At 55.1% G+C, this 23,665-nt stretch carries 28 protein-coding genes; 15 read left to right on the plus strand and 13 right to left on the minus strand.

Translation table 11 applies throughout. The features are described 5' to 3' along the window. Positions 1 to 87: 87 nt before the first annotated feature. Entirely contained in the window at positions 88 to 1,014 is a 927-nt protein-coding gene (locus AC2FAK_RS13755; protein ID WP_020689625.1) for a Kdo(2)-lipid IV(A) acyltransferase, read from the minus strand. A 223-nt stretch (positions 1,015 to 1,237) separates the two neighbouring features. On the opposite strand from AC2FAK_RS13755, the gene trhO reads away from it, so the two are divergent. Further along, positions 1,238 to 2,287, plus strand: a complete 1,050-nt coding sequence (gene trhO / locus AC2FAK_RS13760) for an oxygen-dependent tRNA uridine(34) hydroxylase TrhO (RefSeq protein ID WP_013097157.1) — start codon at positions 1,238 to 1,240, stop codon at positions 2,285 to 2,287. A 41-nt stretch (positions 2,288 to 2,328) separates the two neighbouring features. Here the strand turns inward: trhO and AC2FAK_RS13765 are convergent, their stop codons facing one another. From AC2FAK_RS13765 to mdtH, 9 genes are all read right to left on the minus strand, one after another. Beyond that, positions 2,329 to 2,907, minus strand: coding sequence for a YceI family protein (locus AC2FAK_RS13765; protein ID WP_013097156.1), 579 nt, complete (start codon positions 2,905 to 2,907; stop codon positions 2,329 to 2,331). 1 nt (position 2,908) lies between these two features. Beyond that, positions 2,909 to 3,475, minus strand: coding sequence for a cytochrome b (locus AC2FAK_RS13770; RefSeq protein ID WP_028027945.1), 567 nt, complete (start codon positions 3,473 to 3,475; stop codon positions 2,909 to 2,911). Positions 3,476 to 3,693: 218 nt separating this feature from the next. Beyond that, positions 3,694 to 3,807, minus strand: a complete 114-nt coding sequence (locus AC2FAK_RS13775) for a YceO family protein (RefSeq protein WP_020689623.1) — start codon at positions 3,805 to 3,807, stop codon at positions 3,694 to 3,696. 56 nt (positions 3,808 to 3,863) lie between these two features. Further along, positions 3,864 to 4,982 carry an N-methyl-L-tryptophan oxidase gene (solA, locus tag AC2FAK_RS13780; protein WP_095455640.1) on the minus strand — a complete coding sequence of 373 codons (1,119 nt, stop codon included), beginning with the start codon at positions 4,980 to 4,982 and terminating at the stop codon, positions 3,864 to 3,866. A 116-nt stretch (positions 4,983 to 5,098) separates the two neighbouring features. Then, entirely contained in the window at positions 5,099 to 5,353 is a 255-nt protein-coding gene (bssS, locus tag AC2FAK_RS13785) for a biofilm formation regulator BssS (RefSeq protein ID WP_008500827.1), read from the minus strand. 272 nt (positions 5,354 to 5,625) lie between these two features. Then, entirely contained in the window at positions 5,626 to 5,871 is a 246-nt protein-coding gene (gene dinI, locus AC2FAK_RS13790; RefSeq protein WP_013097151.1) for a DNA damage-inducible protein I, read from the minus strand. Between the two features lie 74 nt (positions 5,872 to 5,945). Next, on the minus strand, positions 5,946 to 6,992 hold the full coding sequence (gene pyrC / locus AC2FAK_RS13795; protein ID WP_020689622.1) for a dihydroorotase: 1,047 nt from the start codon (positions 6,990 to 6,992) through the stop codon (positions 5,946 to 5,948). A gap of 126 nt (positions 6,993 to 7,118) precedes the next feature. Further along, a complete protein-coding gene (locus tag AC2FAK_RS13800) occupies positions 7,119 to 7,679 on the minus strand; it encodes a lipoprotein (protein WP_013097149.1) in 561 nt (186 codons plus the stop codon). A 121-nt stretch (positions 7,680 to 7,800) separates the two neighbouring features. Next, complete coding sequence (gene mdtH, locus AC2FAK_RS13805; RefSeq protein ID WP_095455641.1) at positions 7,801 to 9,009, minus strand: multidrug efflux MFS transporter MdtH; 1,209 nt, start codon at positions 9,007 to 9,009, stop codon at positions 7,801 to 7,803. A gap of 236 nt (positions 9,010 to 9,245) precedes the next feature. On the opposite strand from mdtH, the gene rimJ reads away from it, so the two are divergent. The 4 genes from rimJ (at position 9,246) to murJ (ending at position 13,081) form a co-directional block, all read left to right on the plus strand. Next, positions 9,246 to 9,830: a ribosomal protein S5-alanine N-acetyltransferase gene (gene rimJ, locus AC2FAK_RS13810; RefSeq protein WP_013097146.1), complete on the plus strand. Its 585-nt coding sequence runs from the start codon at positions 9,246 to 9,248 to the stop codon at positions 9,828 to 9,830. 9 nt (positions 9,831 to 9,839) lie between these two features. After that, positions 9,840 to 10,490 (plus strand): YceH family protein, encoded by a 651-nt coding sequence (locus tag AC2FAK_RS13815; RefSeq protein ID WP_095455642.1) that lies wholly within the window; start codon positions 9,840 to 9,842, stop codon positions 10,488 to 10,490. 2 nt (positions 10,491 to 10,492) lie between these two features. Next, positions 10,493 to 11,416: a Gfo/Idh/MocA family protein gene (locus AC2FAK_RS13820; RefSeq protein WP_095455643.1), complete on the plus strand. Its 924-nt coding sequence runs from the start codon at positions 10,493 to 10,495 to the stop codon at positions 11,414 to 11,416. Between the two features lie 129 nt (positions 11,417 to 11,545). Next, the gene (gene murJ, locus AC2FAK_RS13825) at positions 11,546 to 13,081 is read left to right on the plus strand and encodes a murein biosynthesis integral membrane protein MurJ (protein ID WP_023620179.1); all 1,536 of its coding nucleotides are present in this window, start codon (positions 11,546 to 11,548) and stop codon (positions 13,079 to 13,081) included. A gap of 59 nt (positions 13,082 to 13,140) precedes the next feature. On the opposite strand, the gene flgN is transcribed toward murJ, so the two are convergent. The 3 genes from flgN to flgA form a co-directional block, all read right to left on the minus strand. Then, complete coding sequence (gene flgN / locus AC2FAK_RS13830; RefSeq protein ID WP_028027944.1) at positions 13,141 to 13,566, minus strand: flagella biosynthesis chaperone FlgN; 426 nt, start codon at positions 13,564 to 13,566, stop codon at positions 13,141 to 13,143. Positions 13,567 to 13,570: 4 nt separating this feature from the next. After that, entirely contained in the window at positions 13,571 to 13,864 is a 294-nt protein-coding gene (gene flgM, locus AC2FAK_RS13835; RefSeq protein ID WP_013097141.1) for a flagellar biosynthesis anti-sigma factor FlgM, read from the minus strand. Positions 13,865 to 13,957: 93 nt separating this feature from the next. Next, a complete protein-coding gene (gene flgA / locus AC2FAK_RS13840) occupies positions 13,958 to 14,614 on the minus strand; it encodes a flagellar basal body P-ring formation chaperone FlgA (protein ID WP_013097140.1) in 657 nt (218 codons plus the stop codon). Between the two features lie 157 nt (positions 14,615 to 14,771). Here flgA and flgB point away from each other — a divergent pair, with 157 nt between their 5' ends. The 10 genes from flgB to flgK all read left to right on the plus strand — a co-directional run bounded on the left by flgB (position 14,772) and on the right by flgK (position 23,655). Beyond that, the gene (flgB, locus tag AC2FAK_RS13845) at positions 14,772 to 15,191 is read left to right on the plus strand and encodes a flagellar basal body rod protein FlgB (RefSeq protein WP_095455644.1); all 420 of its coding nucleotides are present in this window, start codon (positions 14,772 to 14,774) and stop codon (positions 15,189 to 15,191) included. Next, positions 15,192 to 15,596, plus strand: a complete 405-nt coding sequence (gene flgC / locus AC2FAK_RS13850) for a flagellar basal body rod protein FlgC (protein WP_013097138.1) — start codon at positions 15,192 to 15,194, stop codon at positions 15,594 to 15,596. An 11-nt stretch (positions 15,597 to 15,607) separates the two neighbouring features. Beyond that, on the plus strand, positions 15,608 to 16,318 hold the full coding sequence (gene flgD / locus AC2FAK_RS13855) for a flagellar hook assembly protein FlgD (protein ID WP_013097137.1): 711 nt from the start codon (positions 15,608 to 15,610) through the stop codon (positions 16,316 to 16,318). Positions 16,319 to 16,344: 26 nt separating this feature from the next. Further along, positions 16,345 to 17,553, plus strand: coding sequence for a flagellar hook protein FlgE (gene flgE / locus AC2FAK_RS13860; protein WP_013097136.1), 1,209 nt, complete (start codon positions 16,345 to 16,347; stop codon positions 17,551 to 17,553). A gap of 20 nt (positions 17,554 to 17,573) precedes the next feature. After that, entirely contained in the window at positions 17,574 to 18,329 is a 756-nt protein-coding gene (locus AC2FAK_RS13865) for a flagellar basal body rod protein FlgF (protein WP_013097135.1), read from the plus strand. An 11-nt stretch (positions 18,330 to 18,340) separates the two neighbouring features. Next, a complete protein-coding gene (gene flgG / locus AC2FAK_RS13870; protein WP_008500810.1) occupies positions 18,341 to 19,123 on the plus strand; it encodes a flagellar basal-body rod protein FlgG in 783 nt (260 codons plus the stop codon). 57 nt (positions 19,124 to 19,180) lie between these two features. Continuing rightward, the gene (gene flgH / locus AC2FAK_RS13875; protein WP_003857987.1) at positions 19,181 to 19,879 is read left to right on the plus strand and encodes a flagellar basal body L-ring protein FlgH; all 699 of its coding nucleotides are present in this window, start codon (positions 19,181 to 19,183) and stop codon (positions 19,877 to 19,879) included. Between the two features lie 12 nt (positions 19,880 to 19,891). Beyond that, positions 19,892 to 20,989 carry a flagellar basal body P-ring protein FlgI gene (locus AC2FAK_RS13880; RefSeq protein WP_013097134.1) on the plus strand — a complete coding sequence of 366 codons (1,098 nt, stop codon included), beginning with the start codon at positions 19,892 to 19,894 and terminating at the stop codon, positions 20,987 to 20,989. Beyond that, positions 20,989 to 21,942: a flagellar assembly peptidoglycan hydrolase FlgJ gene (gene flgJ / locus AC2FAK_RS13885; RefSeq protein WP_020689612.1), complete on the plus strand. Its 954-nt coding sequence runs from the start codon at positions 20,989 to 20,991 to the stop codon at positions 21,940 to 21,942. Before AC2FAK_RS13880 ends, flgJ begins: the two co-directional genes overlap by 1 nt. Before the next feature lie 75 nt (positions 21,943 to 22,017). After that, a complete protein-coding gene (gene flgK, locus AC2FAK_RS13890; RefSeq protein ID WP_013097132.1) occupies positions 22,018 to 23,655 on the plus strand; it encodes a flagellar hook-associated protein FlgK in 1,638 nt (545 codons plus the stop codon). The last annotated feature ends 10 nt before the right edge of the window (positions 23,656 to 23,665 follow it).

Genomic DNA, 23,665 nt, shown 5'->3' on the forward strand with positions numbered 1-23,665 from the left:
TAATTATGCGCCTGGGTTATGATTGCCGCAATGAGGGAGAGCTTTTAAAGCTAAAACAGGGAGCGGCCCAAAGGGCCGCAGGGGGAATTAATAGCGGGACGGCGTACCTTCTGGCCGCGTTTTAAAGCGGCGGTGCAGCCACATGTACTGCTCCGGTGCGAGCATAATGCATTTCTCGACAATGCCGTTCATCCAGCGTGCGGTGGTTTCAGCATCATCCAGTGGAGGCGCCAGTTCGGGCTCCAGCATAATCAATTCGTAACCCGAACCATCCGGTTTGCGGCGCGGAACAAAAGGGACGATGGCGGCTTTGGACATGCGTGCCAGCATCCAGGTGCCCGTGGTGGTGGCCGCCTCTTCAACGGCAAAGAACGGAACAAATACGCTGGATTGCGGGCCGTAGTCGTGATCGGGGGCATACCAGACCACTTCACCTGATTTGAGGGCGCGGATCATACCCTTCAGATCCTTACGGTCGATCATGCTTTTGTTGGACCGCATACGGCCATTGGTCTGGATCAGATCAATAACCGGGTTGTCGTTTGGACGATAAACCCCAATGCCGGGTGCCTGCATACCGAACATACGGGCGCCGATTTCCAGGGTCAGAAAGTGTACGCCAATCAGCAGCACGCCCGTCTGATTCGCCTGCAGCGAATGTACCGGCTCCATCCCCGTACCGGCAACGACGCTCCAGCGTGCCATGCGTTTGTCCGGCCAGAACCACGCCATTCCTGTTTCCATCAGCCCCATGCCGACAGACTCAAAATTCCTGGTCACCATGTCATGACGTTCAGCCTCGCTCATGTCCGGAAAGCACAGTTCAAGGTTGCGGTAGGCGATTCTGGCGCGACGCTTCATAAACATTTGCGCAAGACGACCCAGGCTTTTGCCCAGACGGAAAATAACCGGGTAGGGGAGTTGGACCAGAAGCCATAAAAAGCCAATGCCAAGCCAGGTCAACCAATAGCGAGGATGCAAAAGGGTGACGGTAAATTTCGGTAATTGGGTCATGTCGGTCCTGTTTTCTAACGTCCTGAAGGTCTTAGTGTCTCATTTTTTACTACATAGCCAAAATGTCTGATGTCGAAACGCGCGCTAATGCAGCAAATGTTATGACGCATAGTTCAGGCTGACAGAAATGTAGCGTAAATTGTGTGGATGTAAATTGTTATTGTTTGCTATATGATGCCGACCGATTTTCCTTTCTCAATAACGATTGCAGGACTTGTACACCATGCCAGTGTTACACAACCGCGTATCGAATGAGATGTTGAAGGCGCGTATGTTGGCTGAAACCGAACCGCGCACCACCATCTCATTCTATAAATACTTCACGATCAACGATCCGCAAGCGACCCGCGATGAGCTCTATAAAGCCTTCACTGCGTTGAACGTCTTTGGGCGCGTCTATCTGGCGCGTGAAGGTATCAACGCCCAGATCAGCATCCCGGAAAGCAACGTGAGTGCCTTCCGCGATTTTCTTTACGGCTTCGATCCGGCGCTGAACGGCTTACGCCTGAACATCGCCCTGGACGATGACGGTAAATCATTTTGGGTGCTGCGTATGAAAGTGCGTGAGCGCATCGTGGCAGACGGCATTGACGACCCGGCCTTCAACCCGGCCGACGTGGGGGAATACCTGAAGGCGGCGGAAGTCAATGCGATGCTTGATGACCCTGACGCGGTATTCATCGATATGCGTAACCACTACGAATATGAAGTGGGCCATTTCGAGAACGCAATGGAAATCCCGGCCGACACCTTCCGCGAGCAACTGCCGAAAGCGGTTGAGATGATGCAGGAACATAAAGATAAGAAAATCGTTATGTACTGCACCGGCGGTATTCGCTGCGAAAAAGCCAGCGCGTGGATGAAACATAACGGATTTAATAAGGTCTGGCATATCGAAGGCGGTATCATCGAGTATGCCCGCCGTGCCCGTGAGCAGGGGTTACCGGTGCGTTTTATCGGTAAAAACTTTGTCTTTGACGAGCGAATGGGTGAGCGTATTTCAGAAGACGTGATTGCCCATTGCCACCAGTGCGGCGCACCGTGCGATACCCACACCAACTGCAAAAATGACGGTTGTCATCTGCTGTTTATTCAGTGCCCGGCGTGCGCAGAGAAATTTAACGGCTGCTGTAGCGAACTGTGCAGTGAAGAGAGCATGCTGCCGGAAGAGGAGCAGCGCCGCCGTCGTGCGGGACGTGAAAACGGCAATAAGATTTTTAATAAATCCCGTGGTCGCCTGAATACCAAACTGGGTATTCCTGACCCGGAATGATAATGACGCCCGGCAACGTCAAACCCTGCCGGGCGTGTTTATTATGCCTTCTGCTGAACACCTTCAACGGAAATAATCAGTTCTACGTCCTGAGACGCCGGACCCAAATCCGTGGTGATATTAAAATCTTTCAGATGAATTTTCCCTGCGGCTTCAAAACCTGCGCGTTTGCCACCCCACGGATCGTCACCCTGGCCGAGTAATTTGGCTTCCAGGGTCACCGGTTTCGTGACGCCATTGAGCGTGAGATTACCGGTAATATTCAGCTTCTCACCTTCTTTCTTCACCTCGGTCGACGTAAAGGTCGCCTGTGGGAATTTTGATACATTCAGGAATTCCGCACTACGCAAATGTTTATCGCGCTCTGCATGGTTGGTGTCGACGCTATTCGTATTAATGGTCACATTGACCTTATCGGCGGCAGGATTTTTATCGTCAAAGGTGAATGTGCCGTCAAAATCTTTAAAGGTACCGTACAGCCAGCTATAACCGAGGTGCTGAATACGGAAATTGACGAAAGCATGCTGGCCTTCTTTATCAATTTTATAATCAGCCGCCACGGCAGAACCGGTGGTGAATAACAGAGAACCTAATGCGATACCCAGCAGGTGTTTTTTCATTTTATGCTCCAGAGTCAACTGACGAACGGCCAAGCATGCGCTTTAACGTATCGTCTTTATCGATGAAATGGTGTTTAAGGGCGGCAAGCCCGTGCAGGACAGACAGGATCACCACGCTCCACGCGAGCCAGAGATGCACCACGCCTGCGGTGTCGGCCTGAACCCCTGCGTCAGAGAGCGTGGCCGGAACCTCAAACAGGCCAAAGACGTTAATCGGCTTGCCGTCTGCAGTGGAAATGAGATACCCGCTAATCAGAATGGCGAACAGCAGGATATAGAGCGTAACGTGCGCGGCAACCGCGCTGACACGCGTTAATTTACTGTGGGTTTTGGGCGCGGCGGGCGGCGGGGAAATGTGACGCCAGATCACGCGAATAACCAACGTCATCATCAGCAGGATGCCGATGCTTTTATGCAGTTCTGGTGCCTGGTGATACCAGCCATCGTAATAACTGAGCGTCACCATCCACAGACCCAGTCCGAACATTGCATAAACGGTAAGAGCAACTATCCAGTGTAAACACATGGATATTATTCCGTAGCGCTGAGAGGAGTTACGCAATTGCATCAGAATGACCATTCGAAGAAAAACAGAATAGTAAAAATGAACGGGAATAAATGATATTGCAACTGAAATAATTGAATATAGATTTTTATTTTATTTATTTCAGCAGTTTTGAAAATGATCCGCAAATGTAATTCAATCGCTTCGTCCAAGGCGGAATAAGCAGCAAGCAAAAGATTAAGCTAACCTAAAGTAATGTCAGTAATTGTCAGCTTCACTTTTCAGTAAAATACAATGTAAATAATATCAATGAGTGCCAGCAGCACCCATAATAAAATATAGAGCATAAAATGCTCACGAATGTTATTGATAAGAAAGCCAACGATCCTGCGCATAATGTCCCGTTTTCAGTCTGGAAAACGGGTTCCGGACGTCCGAAACCCGCGGCGGATTATCTGCTAAAACGCGAAAGTGAGAAGGGGGTGAGATCAAACTGCGGTGCGATCCCCTGGGCAAACTGCGCAGCGATTTCGCCCAGCACGGAGGCGAACTTGAAGCCATGACCACTGAGGCCAGTGATAAGCAGCGTGTTGTCATGCCCCGGCAGGGTGTCAATGATGAAGTCTTCGTCCGGCGTGTTGTCGTAGGTGCAGGCAGCACCATACAGTAAACCGCCTACGCCCGGCAGGATATTGCGCAGGAAGGTAAACGCTTCGGAGCCATCCTGTGGGTATGCGCCGAACGGTTTACGCTCTTCAGGGGAGGAGATCGCCTGCCCGCCATTGTGTTTTCCGATTTTGAGCGCGTCTTTCTCAGACGGGAAGCCGTAAAACTGATCGCCGTTCGGTAACTCCCCGGTAAATGCCGGGAATTTATTCTGTGCACTGTAACGGCCATCCGACTGGAACCAGGAGAAGACCTTGCGCACCGGCTGAACAGGCAGATCGGGCAGCAGACGGGTGACCCAGGTACCTGCGCTAATCAGCAGACGGGACGCTGAATATTCTCCGTCCGCAGTGGTGACCGTAACGCCGTCAGCGTGATGAGTGAGGGATTCCACCGGGCAGTTAAAGAGCTGAGCGCAGCCCGCTTTTTCCGCAAGATCGATCCAGGTTTTGATGGCCGTTTCACTGTGTAAGACACCGGAGTTGGCTTCAAACAGGCCGATATAATCGTCCGGGACGGCAATCTCTGGCCAACGGGCCATGATGCCTGCCGCGTCCAGCTTCTCCACATCAAGATTAAACGCTTTCGCACTCTGCTCAACGTTGGCCAGAAAATCAGAGCTAGCAGGGCCCAGGTTGATGATGCCCGTGCGTTCGAAAATGCGTTCTTCCGTCAGCTTCGCCAGTTCATCCCATAGCGTCTGGGCGCGGAGCACCAGCGGAACATAGCGCTCGCCTTCACCGTAGGCGTGGCGAATAAGCCGGGTGTCGCCATGATGGCTGCCCTCTGCATGGGGAGGACGGTGGGCATCGATCATCAGGACCTTCAGACCCGCTTGCGTTGCGTAATAACCGGCGGCAGACCCCACGGATCCGCTACCAATAATGATTAAGTCGTATCTCATATCCATCTCTCGAACTCACGCTTTGTTAGCAGAGTAATTAACTATGCGGGCTGACACAAGGGAGAAATAAATAAGGCACCCGGAGGGTGCCTGTTGAGCGAAGAATAGGTATAAACCTAGTGCCGTTTATACTCATTTTCCTGATAGTCGCCAGATTCTATTTTGGCAATACCTGCCTCTAAAATAGAAATAAACTGACGGGCGACGTCTGTTGTAAGCCACAGCGTCTGTCCAACTTCCGCTTCTTCACGGTTGAGTTGATTCGGGGTCTGGTAGTGCAAACGCAGCATCAGCGCATCGTAGCTATCTACGGTACTGATATCCCAGCCAACAAGCGGATGGGTCTGGATGACTTCGCTATTCTTTTCCATTATAACCCCCTTAATGCGTGTTAGAAGACAACGGCTCCGAGGTTCAATGCATGTTTTTCTGAAAGCATCTTCAGTATACAAGTAATAAGGGTTCGCAAGGGAAAAATAAACAGTTGGCAACACATTTTTCTGCTTTTTAGGATTGTTCGAACAATAAAACACCACCTTGTTCACGATTTTTAAATTTGTTGCCGAATTAATTTGAACGAACCGGATTTCAGACGAAAAAAAGCCGGGGCGACCCGGCAAAAAAGAACAATGAGGGAGCAAGATTAATCTGTGATGAACCAGTCGTCGGCGCTTTCCCAGGTTTCCTGCAGGATTTCGCTGATACGGTCTTTATCTTCTTTCGCGCCACCAATGACGGAGAGGTTGTTTGCCGCCGCATAACGAACCGTTACGGCACCAGCGTTGTCAGGGAAAGTACTGTTAATACGGCGGGATAATTCACCGGCCAGCGCATCAAGCGCGCCAGCAGGCAGAACGGTTGTTTTGGCTATGGTGACTTCAATACGCATAAATGCCCCCTGTGTAATATACTGTTTATTTATACAGGTATATTATGGGTTTGACAACAAGGGGCACTGTTTTTTTAGCGTTTTACCGTCCAGTTGACGGTTTCTCCGGCAAGGAATGGGATGAGCGTGTCATCCGTCAGCGGAATGGCCTCGTCCACGCGGCTCTCTTTACGCTCCAGTTCAATGAACGTTTCGTTGACCGGCAGCCCGTAGAAGCGTGGTCCATTGAGCGAGCAGAACGCTTCGAAATGCTGCAGTGCATTCATCTCTTCAAACACGGTGGCGTAGCTGGCGAGTGCGGTAGGGGCATTAAAGCAGCCTGCGCAACCGCAGCTGGCCTCTTTGCGGTGGCGTGCATGAGGCGCGGAGTCCGTGCCGAGGAAGGCGCGGGAGAAACCGCTGGCAACGAGTTCACGCAGCGCCTGCTGATGAACGTTACGCTTCAGAATGGGCAGGCAATAGAGATGCGGACGAACGCCGCCAACCAGCATGTGGTTGCGGTTAAACATCAGGTGCTGTGGCGTGATGGTGGCGGCAATCAGTTCATTGCCATCGCGGACATACTCTGCGGCATCTTTGGTGGTGATGTGTTCAAACACCACTTTAAGCGCAGGAAGACGCTGGCGCAGCGGCTCCATTACGGTTTCGATAAAGCGGGCTTCACGGTCGAAGATATCAATGTCGGCGTGGGTCACTTCACCATGTACCAGCAGCGGCATGCCCAGTTTTTGCATGCGCTCCAGAACCGGCATGATGGCGTCAATACTGGTGACACCGTGGCTGGAGTTGGTGGTAGCGTTAGCCGGGTAGAGTTTCGCCGCGGTGAACACGCCTTCGTTAAAGCCGCGTTCCACTTCATTCGGATCGAGGGTGTCGGTCAGATAGCAGGTCATCAGCGGAGTGAAATCATGTCCTGCCGGCACGGCATCAAGAATTCGCTGGCGATAAGCCATAGCGGCGTCAACGGTGGTGACTGGTGGAACCAGGTTAGGCATGACAATCGCGCGGCCATAAATTTCGCTGGTATACGGCACGACGGTTTTCAGCATATCGCCATCACGCAGATGGATATGCCAGTCGTCAGGGCGGCGGATTTTAAGAACCTGGGGTTGTGCAGTCATGGAAGCTCCGGCTTGTCAGGAATCAGTCATTAGGATGGCTGTTTTTGCCGGACACAAATAATAAGCGGAAACGTTTTCGTTTGCACACTTTTCCGTAAAAAAAGGGCGCTTTTGCGCCCCTTCAGGTTAATCGGTGAATGGAATAACGATCTCTCCCGGTTTCACCTCGATGCCTTTGGCATATTTTTTCGCCAGCGCCTCACCCTTGCTCTTGTCTTCACTTAAGACATAGGCCGGCTGCTGGTTAAAGTAGTTGCGCAGGGACTGGTTCAGGTAGGGCATCAGGGTCTGCATCACCGGTTTCATCTTGTCCGGCGTGACGTCCGCGTCTACCACTTCCATCTCCTGCAGGAAGATGGCCCCTTTCTCTTTGTTAAAGACCGGCAGCGCCTTGAGCTTCAGCTTAATGTTGGCTTTCTGGTTACCGAAGAGAGAGGTCATATCGAGATTGGCATCCCCGGCGAGAGTGACTTTATTCGGCTCTTCGCGCCCAATCTGGCTGGTGAGGTTGCTGAGGACGATATGCGCATCGGCAAGCCCCGGCACACCAATGTCTTTTGAAAAGTTATTATGTTTTTCCAGCGCCTGATTAATTTCCTGCTCACTGACGGTGTATTGCGTAAGCTGGTTACAACCTACCAGCAGGCCGCTGACAATGAATGCGGCGGCAATGACAATTTTTTTCATAGTGTTCCTCAACGAAAAATCGGCGCTACTGTCCTGTTACGCCAGTATGTCAGGGTGAAATAGCGGAAACCAGCAGAAAAAACTGATAATGGCGGCGGGAGAGGCCCCGCCGCAGGGAATATTATGCCCCAGGTTCGAGCATGCCGCTCGCGCTGCGCTTCTGGCTGAATTGCCACCACAGCGCAAGGAGCGTCATAAAGCCGACCACGCCGAGCATGACCCAGGGCAGTTCCGGCTGGCTTAGGGCTTTTCCGGCATCGAACAGCCAGCCGCCGCCGGCGTAACCCAATGCACCGCCAAAGGCCAGCCCCAGGCGGCTGAACCCCATATAGCTGCCGCGAGCGCGCGCGTCGGCAAGCGAGGCGCTCAGCGTTTCACGAGCCGGTTCGGCAATAATGGAGCCGATATAGAAGGTGCAAATCAGCGTAAACAGCTGCTGGAGCGAGTTCACCAGCCCGATGGGCATCATGCTGAGCGTCATCAATAACAGCCCGGCCATCAGGCGATGCTCCAGTCGAAAACGCCGTTCGCTCCAGCGGGCGATCGGGTAGAGCAGGGTCAGAGAGAGGCAGGCTTCTATGGCGTACATCCATTTTACGGCGGCCGGGGTGCCCGCAATGTCGTTTACCATGATCGGCAGCATCAGCATGACCTGAACGGCCAGCATGTAATACCCCGTCAGGGTCAGCACGTACGTAACAAAGCGTTTGTCTCGCAGCACGCGGCCAAGACCTTCGCGTACGGGGGCTTTGACCGTCGACAGTTTCCATGCCGGCAGAAACAGGGCATTAAAGAGCGCACACAGAATAAAGAGCAGCGCACCCGCCGCGCAGACCAGACGAAAGTCGTACTGCAACAGCCAGCTTCCCAGCAGGGCGCCAATTACCGCCCCGGCACTGTCCTGCATCATCAAAATTGAGAAGAAGCGTCCCCGGTGCAGCGGACGAATGAGTTTAACCACCAGCGCGGTGCGCGGCGGGTCAAACAGGGTGCCACCGATACCGGAGAGGAAGCAGGAAAACCACAGCAGCCACGGCTCCTGGGCAATTGCCATAGTGGCGAAGCCTGCCGCGCGTAGCAGCATGCCCGTCACGATCATCGGTTTGGCACCAAAGCGGTCGGCGATGGCGCCACCAAACACGCCCAGACCCTGCTGGACAAACTGGCGTAACCCGAGCGCGATACCGACCATCAGTGCCGCCCAGCCCATTTGATCGACAAAGCGGATCGAGATGAGGGGAAACACAACAAAAAAGCCGAGCACGACCAGCATGTTATCGACTAGCAGGAAATATTTACCCAGGCTCCTGGCCTGTGATATGCGGGACATTTTCCCTCCAGGGAAAACAGGATGGTGAGCACGCTAACATTCTGCGGTGTCGCCACGTTTTTTCCCACCCCCGCGCGTGACAATATTTTTTTATCAAAAGAGCGCTTTGATAGAGAGTTCTCATCGAAAAATGTGAAAAGAGGTCAAAATGGTATGTCACTGTTTTCACAGACGGCACAGGCGCAGGTATAGTAAAGCTAATGGGTAAGCAGAAGTGACGGGAAGGAGTGGTATCGATGTTTGGCTATCGCAGTAATGTGCCAAAAGTGCGTCTGACAACGGACAGGCTGGTTGTTCGTCTGGTGCACGAGCGTGATGCCTGGCGTCTGGCGGATTATTACGCCGAGAATCGCCAGTTTTTAAAACCCTGGGAACCCGTTCGGGATGAGAGCCACTGCTACCCTTCCGGCTGGCAGGCGCGCCTCAGCATGATTGCAGAATTCCACAAGCAGGGAAGCGCGTTCTATTTCGCGCTGCTGGATCCGGAGGAAAAAGAGATCATCGGCATTGCCAACTTTTCCAACGTGGTGCGCGGATCGTTTCACGCCTGCTACCTCGGCTACTCCATCGGCCAGAAATGGCAAGGGCAGGGGCTGATGTATGAGGCGCTAACGGTGGCGATCCGTTATATGCAGCGCACTCAACATATCCATCGCATTATGGCGAACTACATGCCACACAATCAGCGCAGCGGTAATTTGCTCGCGCGGTTGGGGTTTGAGAAAGAGGGGTATGCTAAAGATTATCTGCTGATAGACGGAGAGTGGCGCGACCACGTACTGACAGCATTAACCACCCGGGACTGGACGGCAGGCCGCTAAGGAGAAGAGATGAAATATCAGTTAAGCGCAACAGAAGCGCGTGTGATTGGCTGCCTGCTGGAAAAACAGGTCACCACGCCGGAACAGTATCCGCTCTCCGTCAATGCCGTGACGATGGCGTGTAACCAGAAAACCAACCGTGAGCCGGTGATGAATCTCGGCGAACATGAGGTGCAGGATATTCTCGATGAACTGGTTAAACGCCATTACCTGCGCATGGTCAGCGGTTTCGGTAACCGCGTGACCAAGTACGAGCAGCGGTTTTGCAATTCTGAGTTCGGCGATCTGAAGCTGAGTGCCGCCGAGGTGGCGGTGATCACCACGCTGTTACTGCGCGGCGCGCAAACACCCGGTGAACTGCGCACCCGGGCCTCCCGCATGCATGAGTTCGCCGATATGCAGGAGGTTGAGCAGACCCTGGACGGGCTTGCCACCCGCGAGGATGGCCCTTATGTGGTACGTCTGGCGCGCGAGCCGGGGAAACGTGAAAGCCGCTATATGCACCTGTTCAGCGGTGAGGTTGATCCGTCAACGGTGTTGGCAGATTCGGCTGCCCCCGCCGCGCATGACAGCCTCGCAGCACGCGTAGAGGCGCTGGAGGAAGAGGTGGCCGGGCTGAAACAACGCCTGGATGCATTGCTGGCACATTTAGGAGACTGACGGTGAAAAAATTACGCGTTGGCGTGGTAGGGCTGGGCGGTATTGCGCAAAAGGCCTGGCTGCCTGTTCTGGGGGCCGCGACGGACTGGACGCTGCAAGGGGCGTGGTCACCTACCCGCGAGAAGGCCGAGCGGATCTGCGAAACCTGGCGCATGCCGTATGCGGCATCGCTTCAGGATCTGGCGCGCGACTGCGATGCGGTCTTTGTGCACACCTCTACCGCCACCCATTATCAGGTGGTCAGCGAATTACTGAATGCCGGGGTCCACGTTTGTGTGGATAAACCCCTGGCGGAAAACATTCAGGATGCCGAACGGCTGATTGAACTCGCTGCACGCAAAAAACTGACGCTGATGGTGGGCTTCAATCGCCGTTTTGCGCCGCTTTACCAGCAGTTGAAGGCCCGGTCTGGTGGGCTCGCGTCCCTGCGAATGGACAAGCATCGTACCGACAGCGTCGGACCGAACGATCTGCGCTTTACTCTTCTGGATGATTACCTGCACGTGGTAGATACGGCGCTCTGGCTAACCAACGGGCAAGCCCAGCTTAAAAGCGGCACCCTGTTGACCAACGATCAGGGCCAGATGGTTTACGCTGAGCACCATTTTGCTCTTGAGCATCTGCAGGTCACCACCAGCATGCATCGCCGGGCCGGCAGTCAGCGGGAGTCTGTGCAGGCGGTCACTGAGGGGGCTCTGTATGACATTACCGACATGCGCGAATGGCGCGAAGAGAAAGGCAGCGGCGTGGTCACGCTACCGGCGCCTGGCTGGCAAAGCACCCTTGAGCAGCGCGGCTTTGACGGATGCGCCCGCCACTTTATCGCCTGTGTGCAAAATCACACGGTTCCGGAAACATCCGGTGAGCAGGCCATCATGGCACAACGCATTGTGGAGCGGCTCTGGCGAGAGGCCATGAGCGAATAATTCTCTGTAACATCTGCCGATAGTAATTCCCTTAAATCCGGGTAGACTAAGCGCCGTTTGTTGGTTTCAATGGGTGGCGCTTTCGCTTACCCGTTCTGGAAATCCGTAGGGTTGTGGGAATTCTCATTAATGAACTTATTAAAATCGCTGGCGGCAGTCAGCTCGATGACCATGTTTTCCCGCGTGCTGGGTTTTGCGCGCGATGCGATTGTGGCAAGAGTATTTGGTGCAGGGATGGCAACGGACGCCTTTTTCGTCGCGTTCAAATTGCCGAATTTATTGCGTCGCATTTTTGCCGAGGGGGCATTTTCCCAGGCATTCGTTCCTATCCTGGCGGAATATAAAAGCAAGCAGGGTGAAGACGCCACGCGCGTGTTTGTCGCTTACGTTTCAGGCCTCCTGACGCTGGCCCTGGCGATCGTAACGGTGCTCGGGATGCTGGCTGCGCCCTGGGTGATTATGGTGACGGCACCCGGCTTTGCGGACTCGGCAGATAAATTTGCCCTGACCACTCAACTGTTGCGTATTACCTTTCCTTATATTCTGCTGATCTCCCTGGCCTCGCTGGTGGGGGCAATCCTCAATACCTGGAACCGTTTTTCCGTTCCGGCCTTTGCGCCAACCTTCCTTAACATCAGCATGATTGGCTTTGCGCTGTTCGCCGCGCCCCATTTCAACCCGCCGGTGCTGGCGCTGGCCTGGGCGGTGACGGCAGGTGGCGTGTTGCAACTGGCGTATCAGCTGCCGCATCTGAAGAAAATCGGCATGCTGGTTCTGCCGCGAATTAATTTCCGTGACGCCGGTGCGATGCGCGTGATTAAGCAGATGGGGCCTGCCATTCTCGGGGTTTCGGTTAGCCAGATCTCGCTTATCATCAACACTATCTTCGCCTCTTTCCTCAAATCCGGTTCCGTTTCGTGGATGTATTACGCGGACCGTTTGATGGAGTTTCCCTCCGGGGTGTTGGGGGTGGCGCTGGGGACCATTCTCCTGCCGTCGCTGTCGAAAAGTTTTGCCAGCGGAAACCATGACGAATATTGCCGTCTGATGGACTGGGGGCTGCGTCTCTGCTTCCTGCTGGCGCTGCCGAGTGCGGTAGCGCTGGGGATCCTCGCGCAGCCGCTGACCGTTTCCCTGTTCCAGTACGGCAAATTCACCGCTTTTGACGCGTCAATGACGCAGCAGGCGCTGATTGCCTACTCGGTGGGGCTGATGGGGCTGATCGTCGTTAAAGTGCTGGCACCAGGGTTCTACTCGCGCCAGGACATCAAAACGCCGGTGAAAATTGCCATTGTGACGCTGATTATGACTCAGCTGATGAACCTGGCCTTTATTGGCCCGCTGAAGCACGCCGGTCTGGCCTTATCTATTGGTCTTGCGGCCTGTCTCAACGCCGGGCTGTTGTACTGGCAGTTGCGTAAGCAGGATATCTTCACGCCGCAACCGGGCTGGAAAAGCTTCTTTGTGCGTCTGATCGTTGCGGTGCTGGTTATGGCAGCGGCGTTGCTTGGCATGCTGCATGTCATGCCGGAATGGTCGCAGGGCACCATGCTTTACCGTCTGATGCGGCTGATGGCCGTTGTGGGTGTTGGGGTTGTGGCCTACTTTGCGACGCTCGCGGTGCTGGGCTTCAAAGTGAAAGAGTTTGCCCGCCGTACCGCATAAACGCCAAAAGGGGAGTTCACCTTAGGGTGCTCCCCGCTGCCTGATTTGTCGCCAGGGCTTCAAATCGAAATCTTTTTCCCGCCCGTGACACGTGCCGTTGATGTTTGACCATCCGCACCGTACAGCCCGGGCTCTTTATGCGGCTTTAACACCTCAAGCGCTTGCTGATTACGCTCAATCTGGCCTTCCAGCAGCCAACCGTTGTGCTGATTAAGATGGCGCAGATGCTGGGTTTTTTCTGTAATGGTCTGCCAGCGTTCTACAATATCGTCATTCGCACTGCGCTTAGGATCTTGCTCAGCGCGACGCTGTTGTTCCAGATAATCCAGCGTCGCCAGAAGCGAACTTTTATCTTCCGTAATACGCTGCAACGCGCTGCCGTTGATCTGACCGGAAGAGAGGTGCTGTTGCTCCGCGTCCATGACCGTTTTCAGGTCGTTCAGGACAACCGTCATTTGATCCAGTATTTCTGACAGTCGACTCATACGGTTAGTTACTCTGTAAGAAACTCTGTGCTTCCTGAATCAGGGCGTCAGCAATTTTGCTGGTATCCATCTTCAGCTCACCATTACGAATAGCCGTTTTCAGCGCTTCCACGCGTTCCATATTGATATCGCTGCTGCCTGGCTGCATCAGTTTTGCCTGAGCATCGCTCAGGGTGACGCTGGTGCTGTTGGACGTTGACGGTTTTTCCACACGCGTTTTCTGCGGCGTGGCGTCATTCGTTTCGCGAGGCTGTACAGCGCTTACCGGCTTCAGGGCTGATGTACGATCAATGCTCATAGTGTTGTCCTCATCGAGGGTTCGCGGCGTTGGCGCCTGACATCATCATTAGTTGATTATTTATCGGCAGTTGCAGCGATTTCTTTAAAAAGATTATAGGTTAATCAGAATATTCCCATCAGAATCGACGGTTCCGCTAACCACCTGGCCTGAGGACATCCTGACGCGGGCATTTTGCGCCACCGCGGCATTGTTTAATGCCTTCCCTTCACTGTTTATCTGAAAACCATCGCCGTTGGCCACCACCATCACCTGCTGACCCGCTTTAACCCGCCATGCCTGACGCAGCATGGAGAGCTGTATCGGCTGGCCTGGCGCGACATCACGCAGGCTGACGGCATCTTGTGCCTGGTTAATGTCAAGCATGGTGCGCGGCGGAAGCTGATCCAGACGACCGCGTTTCAGAGTCACACTGCTGGCGTGCAACATGCTGCCGCGAGCAATGGGAACGGCGGCCACAACATAATTGCCCGTCGCCTGTACCGCAACCTGTAAATAGCGTTTTTCACCCGGACAGCGCGCCAGCACGTTCACGTTCCCCCACAGTTTTGTGGTGCCCGTTACGCTGAACGACGGCTGCTCACAGGAGGGATAGAGATTAGGTGGCGTGCGCACGGTGACGTTGACTTCGTCGCTAAAGCCCGCCAGTTGCTGAGCAAAGAAAGCCGTCAGTTGATCCTGTACTTCAGCCTGTACCAGGGGGCTGAAAAGCAGGGCCGTAGCCACCAGGCCGCGTTTTAACGTTTGCATCGCACATTCCACCGTTACCCGAATTGAGAGGATTCTACCTGCAGTGGTTTTGCATCAACGGAATAAATAGCGACGCATTTTGCGCTTATTCCGTCGATAGGGGTGACGGGGTGAGATTTAAGCTGTGAACTGAAATTTTGCCATCAGCGGAGGAGACATGCTCGATAAACTCGACGCCGCGTTACGTTTTCAGCAGGAAGCGCTCAATTTACGCGCCCAGCGGCAGGAGATTTTAGCCGCCAATATTGCCAACGCCGATACGCCAGGGTATCAGGCGCGCGATATTGATTTTTCCAGTGAGCTTAAAAAAGTGATGGAGCGTGGACGTGCAGAAGGGAGCAGTGTCGCGCTCGCTCTGACCTCCTCACGCCATATTCCTGCTCAGGCGATGACGGCGCCCACGACCGATTTACTTTATCGCATTCCCGACCAGCCTTCACTCGACGGTAACACCGTGGATATGGACCGGGAGCGTACGCAGTTTGCCGATAACAGCCTGAAATACCAGATGGGCCTGACCGTACTCGGCGGACAGATCAAAGGCATGATGAACGTCCTGCAGGGGGGCAACGGATAAATGGCCTTGCTGAATATTTTCGATATCGCCGGCTCGGCGTTAACCGCGCAGTCCAAGCGCCTGAACGTGGCTGCCAGTAACCTGGCGAACGCCGACAGCGTGACCGGACCTGACGGACAGCCTTATCGTGCAAAGCAGGTGGTGTTCCAGGTGGATGCTGCACCAGGCGCGGCGACGGGCGGGGTGAAAGTCTCTGACGTGGTGGAAAGCCAGGCACCGGACAAGCTGGTGTATGAGCCCGGCAACCCGCTGGCGGATGCGAACGGTTACGTGAAAATGCCAAACGTGGATGTGGTGGGGGAGATGGTGAACTCCATGTCCGCCTCACGTAGCTACCAGGCAAACGTCGAAGTGCTTAATACCGTGAAGAGCATGATGCTCAAAACCCTCACTCTCGGCCAGTAAAGGAGACATGCATGTCCATCGCCGTTAATGTGAATGATCCAACGAACTCGGGCGTCAGTGGCGCCAAAAGTTCGACGGGTTCCAGCTCCCTGACGGGAAGTAACGCCTCCGATCTGCAAAGCAGCTTTCTGACGCTGCTGGTGGCACAGCTGAAGAACCAGGATCCCACCAACCCCATGCAGAACAACGAACTGACCACGCAGCTTGCGCAGATCAGTACCGTCAGCGGCATTGAGAAACTCAATACCACACTCGGCTCTGTTTCCGGGCAAATTGATAACAGCCAGTCCCTGCAGGCTGCGAGCCTGATTGGTCACGGGGTGATGATCCCGGGCACCACGATCCTGGCGGGCACCAGCACTACCGAAGGCAACACGACCACCACCACCACGCCGTTTGGCGTTGAACTGCAGCAGGCGGCCGACAAAGTCACCGCGACGATCACCGACGCTACCGGTGCCGTGGTTCGCACGATTGATATCGGCGAACTGAAGGCGGGCGTTCATACCTTTACCTGGGATGGCAGCCTGGCCGACGGCACCAAAGCGCCAAACGGTTCTTACAAAGTGGCAATCAGTGCCAGCAATGGCTCTACCCAGCTGGTGGCTCAGCCGCTGCAGTTTGCGCTGGTCCAGGGCGTCATTAAAGGTAGCGATGGCAACAAACTGGATTTGGGTACTTCTGGTACCACCACACTCGACGAAGTTCGGCAGATTATCTAAGCCTTAACACTTATCAGGAGTAAGTCATGGCCTTTTCTCAAGCGGTCAGCGGCCTGAATGCTGCGGCCACCAACCTGGACGTCATTGGCAACAACATCGCCAACTCCGCGACCTATGGTTTTAAATCCGGTTCTGCTTCATTTGCAGATATGTTTGCCGGTTCCAAAGTGGGTCTGGGCGTAAAAGTTGCAGGCATTACCCAGGACTTTACCGACGGCACCACCACCAATACCGGTCGTGGCCTGGACGTTGCCATCAGCCAGAACGGTTTCTTCCGTATGGTCGATGCTAACGGCTCGGTGTTCTACAGCCGTAACGGCCAGTTCAAGCTGGACGAAAACCGTAACCTGGTGAACATGCAGGGGATGCAATTAACCGGTTATCCGGTTGCCGGGACGCCATCAACGGTTCAGACCGGTGCGAACCCACAGCCTATTAATATCCCGACCACGCTGATGGCCGCGAAGGCCACCACCACGGCTTCCCAGCAGATTAACCTCAACTCCACCGATACCGCACCGACCACCGCCTTTGATCCGGCCAACCCGGATACTTACAACAAAAAAGGTACGGTCACCGTCTTTGACAGCCAGGGTAATGCGCACAACATGAACCTGTTTTACGTCAAAGATGCGACCCCGGCTAACTCCTGGAAAGTGTATGCCCAGGACGGTAGCGTGGCAGGCAGCACGGCCTCTCTCGCCACGACGCTGACCTTCAACAACAACGGTACGCTGATCGGCGGTGGCAACATCAACCTGACTACTGCGACCATTCCTGGTGCCACGCCTGCGACCTTCGCCATGAGTTTTGCGAACTCCATGCAGCAGAACACCGGTGCGAACAACATCGTTGGAACCAGCCAGAATGGTTTTAAACCGGGCGACCTGGTGAGCTACCAGATCAACGACGACGGCACCGTGGTCGGTAACTACTCCAACGAACAGACCCAGGTTCTGGGCCAGATCGTGCTGGCAAACTTCGCCAACAACGAAGGTCTGAAGTCTGAAGGTGACAACGTCTGGTCTGCCACGCAGTCCTCCGGCGTCGCGCTGCTGGGTACCGCGGGTTCCGGTAACTTCGGTACGCTGACCAACGGTGCGCTGGAAGCCTCTAACGTCGACCTGAGTAAAGAGCTGGTGAACATGATTGTCGCGCAACGTAACTATCAGTCGAACGCGCAGACCATCAAGACCCAGGATCAGATCCTCAACACGCTGGTTAACCTGCGTTAAGCGGCTAACAGGAAAGCGCAATGGATCACGCAATATATACCGCGATGGGCGCGGCAAGTCAGACGCTCAATCAGCAGGCCGTTACCGCCAGCAACCTGGCGAACGCCTCTACGCCGGGGTTCCGCGCACAGCTCAATGCGCTGCGTGCGGTGCCGGTAGAAGGGTTGTCCCTGCCGACGCGTACGCTGGTGACCGCCTCCACGCCGGGTGCAGACATGACGCCAGGGCAGATGGATTACACCGCCCGTCCGCTGGATGTTGCTCTGCAGCAGGACGGCTGGCTGGCCGTGCAAACGGCAGACGGCGGCGAAGGCTATACCCGCAACGGTAATATCCAGGTCAGTGCCACGGGCCAGTTGACGATTCAGGGGCACCCGGTAATGGGTGAAGCGGGTCCGTTGACGGTGCCGGAAGGCTCAGAGCTGACCATCGCCGCAGACGGTACCATCTCTGCGTTGAACCCGGGCGACCCGGCCAATACCGTTGCGCCCGTCGGGCGTCTGAAGCTGGTCAAAGCGGATGGCAAAGAGGTGCAGCGTGGTGATGACGGTATGTTCCGTCTGACCCAGGCGGCTCAGGCCACCCGTGGCGCCACGCTTCAGGCCGACCCGACCATTCGCGTGATGTCCGGTGTTCTGGAAGGCAGCAACGTCAAGCCGGTCGAAGCCATGACCGACATGATCGCCAGCGCCCGTCGTTTTGAAATGCAGATGAAGATTATCAGCAGCGTTGATGAAAACGCGGGCAAAGCTAACCAACTTCTGGCTATGAGTTAACAGGACTCCCTATGATCAGTTCTTTATGGATCGCGAAAACTGGCCTGGACGCGCAGCAAACCAATATGGATGTGATTGCCAACAATCTGGCAAACGTCAGCACCAATGGTTTCAAGCGTCAGCGTGCCGTTTTCGAAGATTTGCTTTACCAAACTATCCGTCAGCCGGGTGCACAGTCCTCTGAGCAAACCACGCTGCCGTCAGGTTTGCAGATCGGTACCGGTGTTCGTCCGGTCGCCACCGAGCGTCTGCACAGCCAGGGCAACCTGTCTCAGACCAACAACAGCAAAGACGTCGCCATTAAAGGCCAGGGTTTCTTCCAGGTGCAGTTGCCTGACGGGACCTCTGCCTATACCCGTGACGGCTCGTTCCAGGTCGATCAGAACGGCCAGCTGGTCACGGCTGGTGGTTTCCAGGTTCAGCCTGCTATCACGATCCCGGCGAATGCCCTGAGCATCACCATCGGGCGTGACGGCGTGGTGAGCGTCACCCAGCAGGGACAGGCCGCGCCTGTTCAGGTGGGGCAGCTCAACCTGACCACCTTCATGAACGATACCGGTCTGGAAAGCATTGGCGAGAACCTCTACACCGAAACGCAATCCTCCGGTACGCCGAATGAGAGCACCCCGGGCCTGAACGGGGCAGGGCTGCTGTATCAGGGTTATGTGGAAACCTCGAACGTGAACGTGGCGGAAGAGCTGGTGAATATGATCCAGGTCCAGCGCGCGTATGAAATTAACAGTAAAGCAGTGTCGACGACCGACCAGATGCTGCAGAAACTGACGCAACTCTAAGGTGCAGCCCGGTGCGGTGAATTCCGCACCGGCTCCCTGTTTTCGAAGATGAAGGCAATGCAAAAAAACGCGGCGTTTCGTTATCCGATTCTGACTGTTCTGGCCGTCACCCTTAGCGGATGTGCCTGGATCCCGTCTAAACCATTGGTCCAGGGTGCGACGACCGCCCAACCCGTTCCTGGCCCTGCGCCAGTGGTGAACGGCTCCATTTTCCAGACCGCGCAGCCGATCAACTATGGTTATCAGCCGCTGTTTGAAGACCGTCGCCCGCGTAACGTCGGCGATACCCTGACCATTGTGCTGCAGGAGAACGTCAGCGCGAGCAAGAGCTCGTCGGCGAATGCCAGCCGCGATGGCAAAACCAATTTTGGCTTCGATACCGTACCGCGCTATCTGCAGGGACTCTTCGGCAATGCACGTGCGGATGTTGAGGCGTCTGGCGGCAATACCTTCAACGGTAAAGGTGGCGCGAACGCCAGCAATACCTTCAGCGGCACGCTGACGGTAACGGTTGACCAGGTGCTGGTTAACGGCAATTTACATGTGGTGGGTGAAAAACAGATCGCCATTAACCAGGGCACTGAGTTCATTCGCTTCTCCGGTGTGGTTAACCCTCGCACCATCAGCGGCACCAACACCGTTCCGTCCACCCAGGTGGCGGATGCGCGCATTGAATACGTCGGTAACGGCTATATCAACGAAGCGCAAAATATGGGCTGGCTGCAGCGCTTCTTCCTTAATTTATCGCCGATGTAAGCGAGGTGACCCATGTTTAAATCGATCTTCGCCGTGGCGCTGATGCTGGTGGCAACATTTGCCCAGGCTGACCGCATTCGCGATCTCACCAGCGTTCAGGGCGTGCGTGAAAACTCCCTCATTGGCTATGGTCTGGTGGTTGGCCTGGATGGCACGGGTGACCAGACCACCCAGACGCCATTCACCACCCAGAGCTTGAACAACATGCTGTCCCAGCTCGGTATCACCGTACCGGCGGGCACCAACATGCAGTTGAAAAACGTGGCGGCGGTCATGGTAACCGCTTCCTACCCGGCGTTTGCGCGTCAGGGGCAGACCATCGATGTGGTGGTTTCCTCCATGGGTAACGCCAAAAGCCTGCGCGGCGGTACGCTGCTGATGACTCCGCTGAAAGGGGTGGATAGCCAGGTTTATGCCCTGGCGCAGGGTAACATTCTGGTGGGCGGCGCGGGGGCCTCTGCAGGCGGCAGCAGCGTGCAGGTCAACCAGCTGAACGGCGGGCGTATCACTAACGGTGCAATCATTGAGCGTGAACTGCCGACCCAGTTCGGCGCGGGGAATACCATCAACCTGCAGCTGAACAACGAAGATTTCACCATGGCGCAGCAGATCGCCGACACCATCAACCGCAGCCGCGGCTATGGCAGTGCGACGGCGCTGGACGCCCGTACCGTGCAGATCCGCACCTCAACGGGCGGCAGCAACCAGGTGCGCATGCTGGCCGATATCCAGAACATGGAAGTGAACGTCCCTGTTCAGGATGCCAAAGTGATCATCAACTCCCGTACCGGTTCGGTGGTGATGAACCGTGAAGTGTCGCTGGACAGCTGCGCTGTGGCGCAGGGTAACCTCTCGGTAACGGTCAACCGCTCCGCCAACGTCAGCCAGCCGGATACCCCGTTTGGTGGTGGGCAGACGGTGGTAACGCCGCAAACCCAGATCGATTTGCGTCAGAGCGGGGGCTCGCTGCAGAGCGTACGCTCCAGTGCCAACCTCAACAGCGTGGTGCGTGCCCTGAATGCCCTGGGGGCAACGCCGATGGATCTGATGTCTATTCTGCAATCCATGCAAAGTGCGGGCTGTCTGCGCGCCAAACTGGAAATCATCTGATGCTGACCGATAGCAAACTGTTGACCAGCGCGGCCTGGGATGCCCAGTCGCTTAACGAACTGAAAACCCAGGCAGGCAAAGACCCGGCGGCGAATATCCGCCCGGTCGCCCGCCAGGTGGAGGGGATGTTTGTACAGATGATGCTGAAGAGCATGCGTGAAACTCTGCCTAAAGACGGCATGTTCAGCAGTGATTCAACGCGCCTGTATACCAGCATGTATGACCAACAGATTGCGCAGCAGATGACCGCCGGTAAAGGGCTCGGTCTGGCTGACATGATAGTCAAACAGACCGAAGCCGCGCAGGGGATCCAGCCGAAGGATGAGCCGCAGCAGGTGCCGATGAAGTTCGACCTGCAAACGGTGACCAGCTATCAGAACCAGGCGCTGACGCAAATGGTGCGTAAAGCGATACCGAAGGCGACGGTGAGCAGCGATGAGCCGCTCTCCGGCGACAGCAAAGACTTCCTGGCACAGCTTTCGCTGCCGGCCCGTCTTGCCAGTGAACAGAGTGGGGTGCCACATCACCTGATTCTGGCGCAGGCCGCGCTGGAATCGGGCTGGGGTCAGCGCCAGATCCGTAAGGAAAACGGCGAGCCGAGCTTCAACATCTTTGGCGTGAAGGCGAATGCCAGCTGGAAGGGGCCGACAACGGAGATCACCACCACCGAATATGAAAACGGTGCGGCGGTGAAGATCAAAGCAAAATTCCGCGTTTACAGCTCTTATCTGGAAGCGTTGTCCGATTATGTAGGCCTGTTGAGCCGCAACCCGCGTTATGCCGCCGTTACGCAGGCGGCTACGCCTGAGCAGGGTGCGCAGGCCCTGCAAAATGCGGGCTATGCCACCGACCCGAACTATGCGCGTAAGCTCACCAGCATGATTCAGCAGCTTAAATCGATGGGCGAGAAAGTCAGCAAAGCCTATAGCACAGATATCGAAAATCTGTTCTGAAACTTCTCAAGTCCCGGTGGAGGCTGCCGATAACTTTCATCAGGACTCGTGTCTGAACGAATAAAAGGAACCTCCATGTCCAGTTTGATTAACAGCGCCATGAGTGGCCTCAGTGCTGCTCAGGCGGCACTCAATACCGTCAGTAATAACATTTCAAGCTATAACGTGGCAGGTTACACCCGCCAGACGACCGTGCTGGGTGCGTCTAACAGCACGCTGACCGGCGGTGGCTGGGTGGGCAACGGGGTGTATGTGTCTGGTGTGCAGCGTGAATATGATGCTTTCATCACCAACCAACTGCGCGCCGCGCAAACGCAGAGTAGCGGTCTGACGACGCGCTATCAGCAGATGTCAAAAATTGACGATGTGCTCTCTGATTCCACCAACTCACTTTCGACGACGCTTCAGGATTTCTTTAAAAGCCTGCAAACGCTGGTGAGCAACGCGGAAGACCCGGCCGCAAGACAGACGGTGCTGGGAAAAGCGGATGGTCTGGTCAATCAGTTTAAAACGAACGACCAGTATCTTCGCGATCAGGATTCTCAGGTTAATACCGCCATCGCTTCAAGCGTTGAGCAGATCAACAACTACGCAAAACAGATTGCGAATCTGAACGATCAGATTTCACGTCTTACCGGCGTAGGGGCAGGTTCATCGCCAAATGACCTGCTGGATCAGCGCGATCAGCTGGTGAGTGAGCTGAACCAAATTGTGGGTGTTGAAGTGGCTGTTCAGGATGGTGGCACCTATAACGTCTCCTTTGGCAACGGTTACAGCCTGGTGCAGGGGAGCAAAGCAAACCAGTTAGCTGCGGTGAAATCCAGCGCCGATCCGACCCGGACGACTATCGCCTACAGCGATGAGGTGTCCGGCAACGTCGAAATTCCCGAGAAAATGGTCACCACCGGTTCTCTGGGGGGCTTGTTTACGTTCCGCTCAGAAGATCTGGATAAAGCGCGCAACAACCTCAATCAGCTGGCACTGGCCTTTGCGGACGCGATGAATAAGCAGCATGAAGCCGGGTTTGATGCCAATGGCGATGCCGGTGGCAAGCTGTTCGACTTTGGTTCGCCAGCCGTGGTAACCAACAGCCGCAATACCGGTACGGCCGCAATGACGGCCACTGTGGCAGACAGCACCAAAGTGCAGGCCACCGATTATAAGCTGCAGTTTAACGGCACCGACTGGACTATCACCCGTTCGGATAAAACCAGCTTCACCATGGCCCCGGACGCAAGTGGCAATCTCTCCTTTGATGGCCTGAGCGTCAACGTGACCGGTAGCGCGAACGCCAAAGACAGTTTCATCGTCAAGCCTGTTTCTGATGTCATCGTCAATATGGAGCTCAAGTTCAAAGATGAGTCCAAACTGGCTATGGCATCCGCAAGCAACGGCGGCGAGAGCGACAACCGCAATGGCCAAAAACTGCTCGATCTGCAAAACAGTAAGGTTGTTGGCGGCAATAAGACTTTCAACGATGCCTATGCTTCCCTCGTCAGTACGGTCGGCAGCTCAACCGCCGCGCTGAAAACCAGCAGCGAAACGAAAGCGAATGTGGCGACGCAACTGACTAAGCAGCAGCAGTCCATCTCTGGGGTAAACCTCGACGAAGAGTATGGCAACCTGCAGCGCTATCAGCAGTATTACCTTGCCAATGCGCAGGTGTTACAAACTGCCAGCACGCTTTTTGATGCAATTATCAATATTCGCTAAGGCTGAGGTG

The organism is Enterobacter cloacae complex sp. 394F7, from assembly GCF_057320385.1.

Coding starts and splice junctions, on each gene's coding strand:
- AC2FAK_RS13755 (WP_020689625.1), bottom strand. CDS start 1,014: ATGACCCAATTACCGAAATTTACCGTCACCCTTTTGCATCCTCGCTAT.
- trhO (WP_013097157.1), top strand. CDS start 1,238: ATGCCAGTGTTACACAACCGCGTATCGAATGAGATGTTGAAGGCGCGT.
- AC2FAK_RS13765 (WP_013097156.1), bottom strand. CDS start 2,907: ATGAAAAAACACCTGCTGGGTATCGCATTAGGTTCTCTGTTATTCACC.
- AC2FAK_RS13770 (WP_028027945.1), bottom strand. CDS start 3,475: ATGCAATTGCGTAACTCCTCTCAGCGCTACGGAATAATATCCATGTGT.
- AC2FAK_RS13775 (WP_020689623.1), bottom strand. CDS start 3,807: ATGCGCAGGATCGTTGGCTTTCTTATCAATAACATTCGTGAGCATTTT.
- solA (WP_095455640.1), bottom strand. CDS start 4,982: ATGAGATACGACTTAATCATTATTGGTAGCGGATCCGTGGGGTCTGCC.
- bssS (WP_008500827.1), bottom strand. CDS start 5,353: ATGGAAAAGAATAGCGAAGTCATCCAGACCCATCCGCTTGTTGGCTGG.
- dinI (WP_013097151.1), bottom strand. CDS start 5,871: ATGCGTATTGAAGTCACCATAGCCAAAACAACCGTTCTGCCTGCTGGC.
- pyrC (WP_020689622.1), bottom strand. CDS start 6,992: ATGACTGCACAACCCCAGGTTCTTAAAATCCGCCGCCCTGACGACTGG.
- AC2FAK_RS13800 (WP_013097149.1), bottom strand. CDS start 7,679: ATGAAAAAAATTGTCATTGCCGCCGCATTCATTGTCAGCGGCCTGCTG.
- mdtH (WP_095455641.1), bottom strand. CDS start 9,009: ATGTCCCGCATATCACAGGCCAGGAGCCTGGGTAAATATTTCCTGCTA.
- rimJ (WP_013097146.1), top strand. CDS start 9,246: ATGTTTGGCTATCGCAGTAATGTGCCAAAAGTGCGTCTGACAACGGAC.
- AC2FAK_RS13815 (WP_095455642.1), top strand. CDS start 9,840: ATGAAATATCAGTTAAGCGCAACAGAAGCGCGTGTGATTGGCTGCCTG.
- murJ (WP_023620179.1), top strand. CDS start 11,546: ATGAACTTATTAAAATCGCTGGCGGCAGTCAGCTCGATGACCATGTTT.
- flgN (WP_028027944.1), bottom strand. CDS start 13,566: ATGAGTCGACTGTCAGAAATACTGGATCAAATGACGGTTGTCCTGAAC.
- flgM (WP_013097141.1), bottom strand. CDS start 13,864: ATGAGCATTGATCGTACATCAGCCCTGAAGCCGGTAAGCGCTGTACAG.
- flgA (WP_013097140.1), bottom strand. CDS start 14,614: ATGCAAACGTTAAAACGCGGCCTGGTGGCTACGGCCCTGCTTTTCAGC.
- flgB (WP_095455644.1), top strand. CDS start 14,772: ATGCTCGATAAACTCGACGCCGCGTTACGTTTTCAGCAGGAAGCGCTC.
- flgC (WP_013097138.1), top strand. CDS start 15,192: ATGGCCTTGCTGAATATTTTCGATATCGCCGGCTCGGCGTTAACCGCG.
- flgD (WP_013097137.1), top strand. CDS start 15,608: ATGTCCATCGCCGTTAATGTGAATGATCCAACGAACTCGGGCGTCAGT.
- flgE (WP_013097136.1), top strand. CDS start 16,345: ATGGCCTTTTCTCAAGCGGTCAGCGGCCTGAATGCTGCGGCCACCAAC.
- AC2FAK_RS13865 (WP_013097135.1), top strand. CDS start 17,574: ATGGATCACGCAATATATACCGCGATGGGCGCGGCAAGTCAGACGCTC.
- flgG (WP_008500810.1), top strand. CDS start 18,341: ATGATCAGTTCTTTATGGATCGCGAAAACTGGCCTGGACGCGCAGCAA.
- flgH (WP_003857987.1), top strand. CDS start 19,181: ATGCAAAAAAACGCGGCGTTTCGTTATCCGATTCTGACTGTTCTGGCC.
- AC2FAK_RS13880 (WP_013097134.1), top strand. CDS start 19,892: ATGTTTAAATCGATCTTCGCCGTGGCGCTGATGCTGGTGGCAACATTT.
- flgJ (WP_020689612.1), top strand. CDS start 20,989: ATGCTGACCGATAGCAAACTGTTGACCAGCGCGGCCTGGGATGCCCAG.
- flgK (WP_013097132.1), top strand. CDS start 22,018: ATGTCCAGTTTGATTAACAGCGCCATGAGTGGCCTCAGTGCTGCTCAG.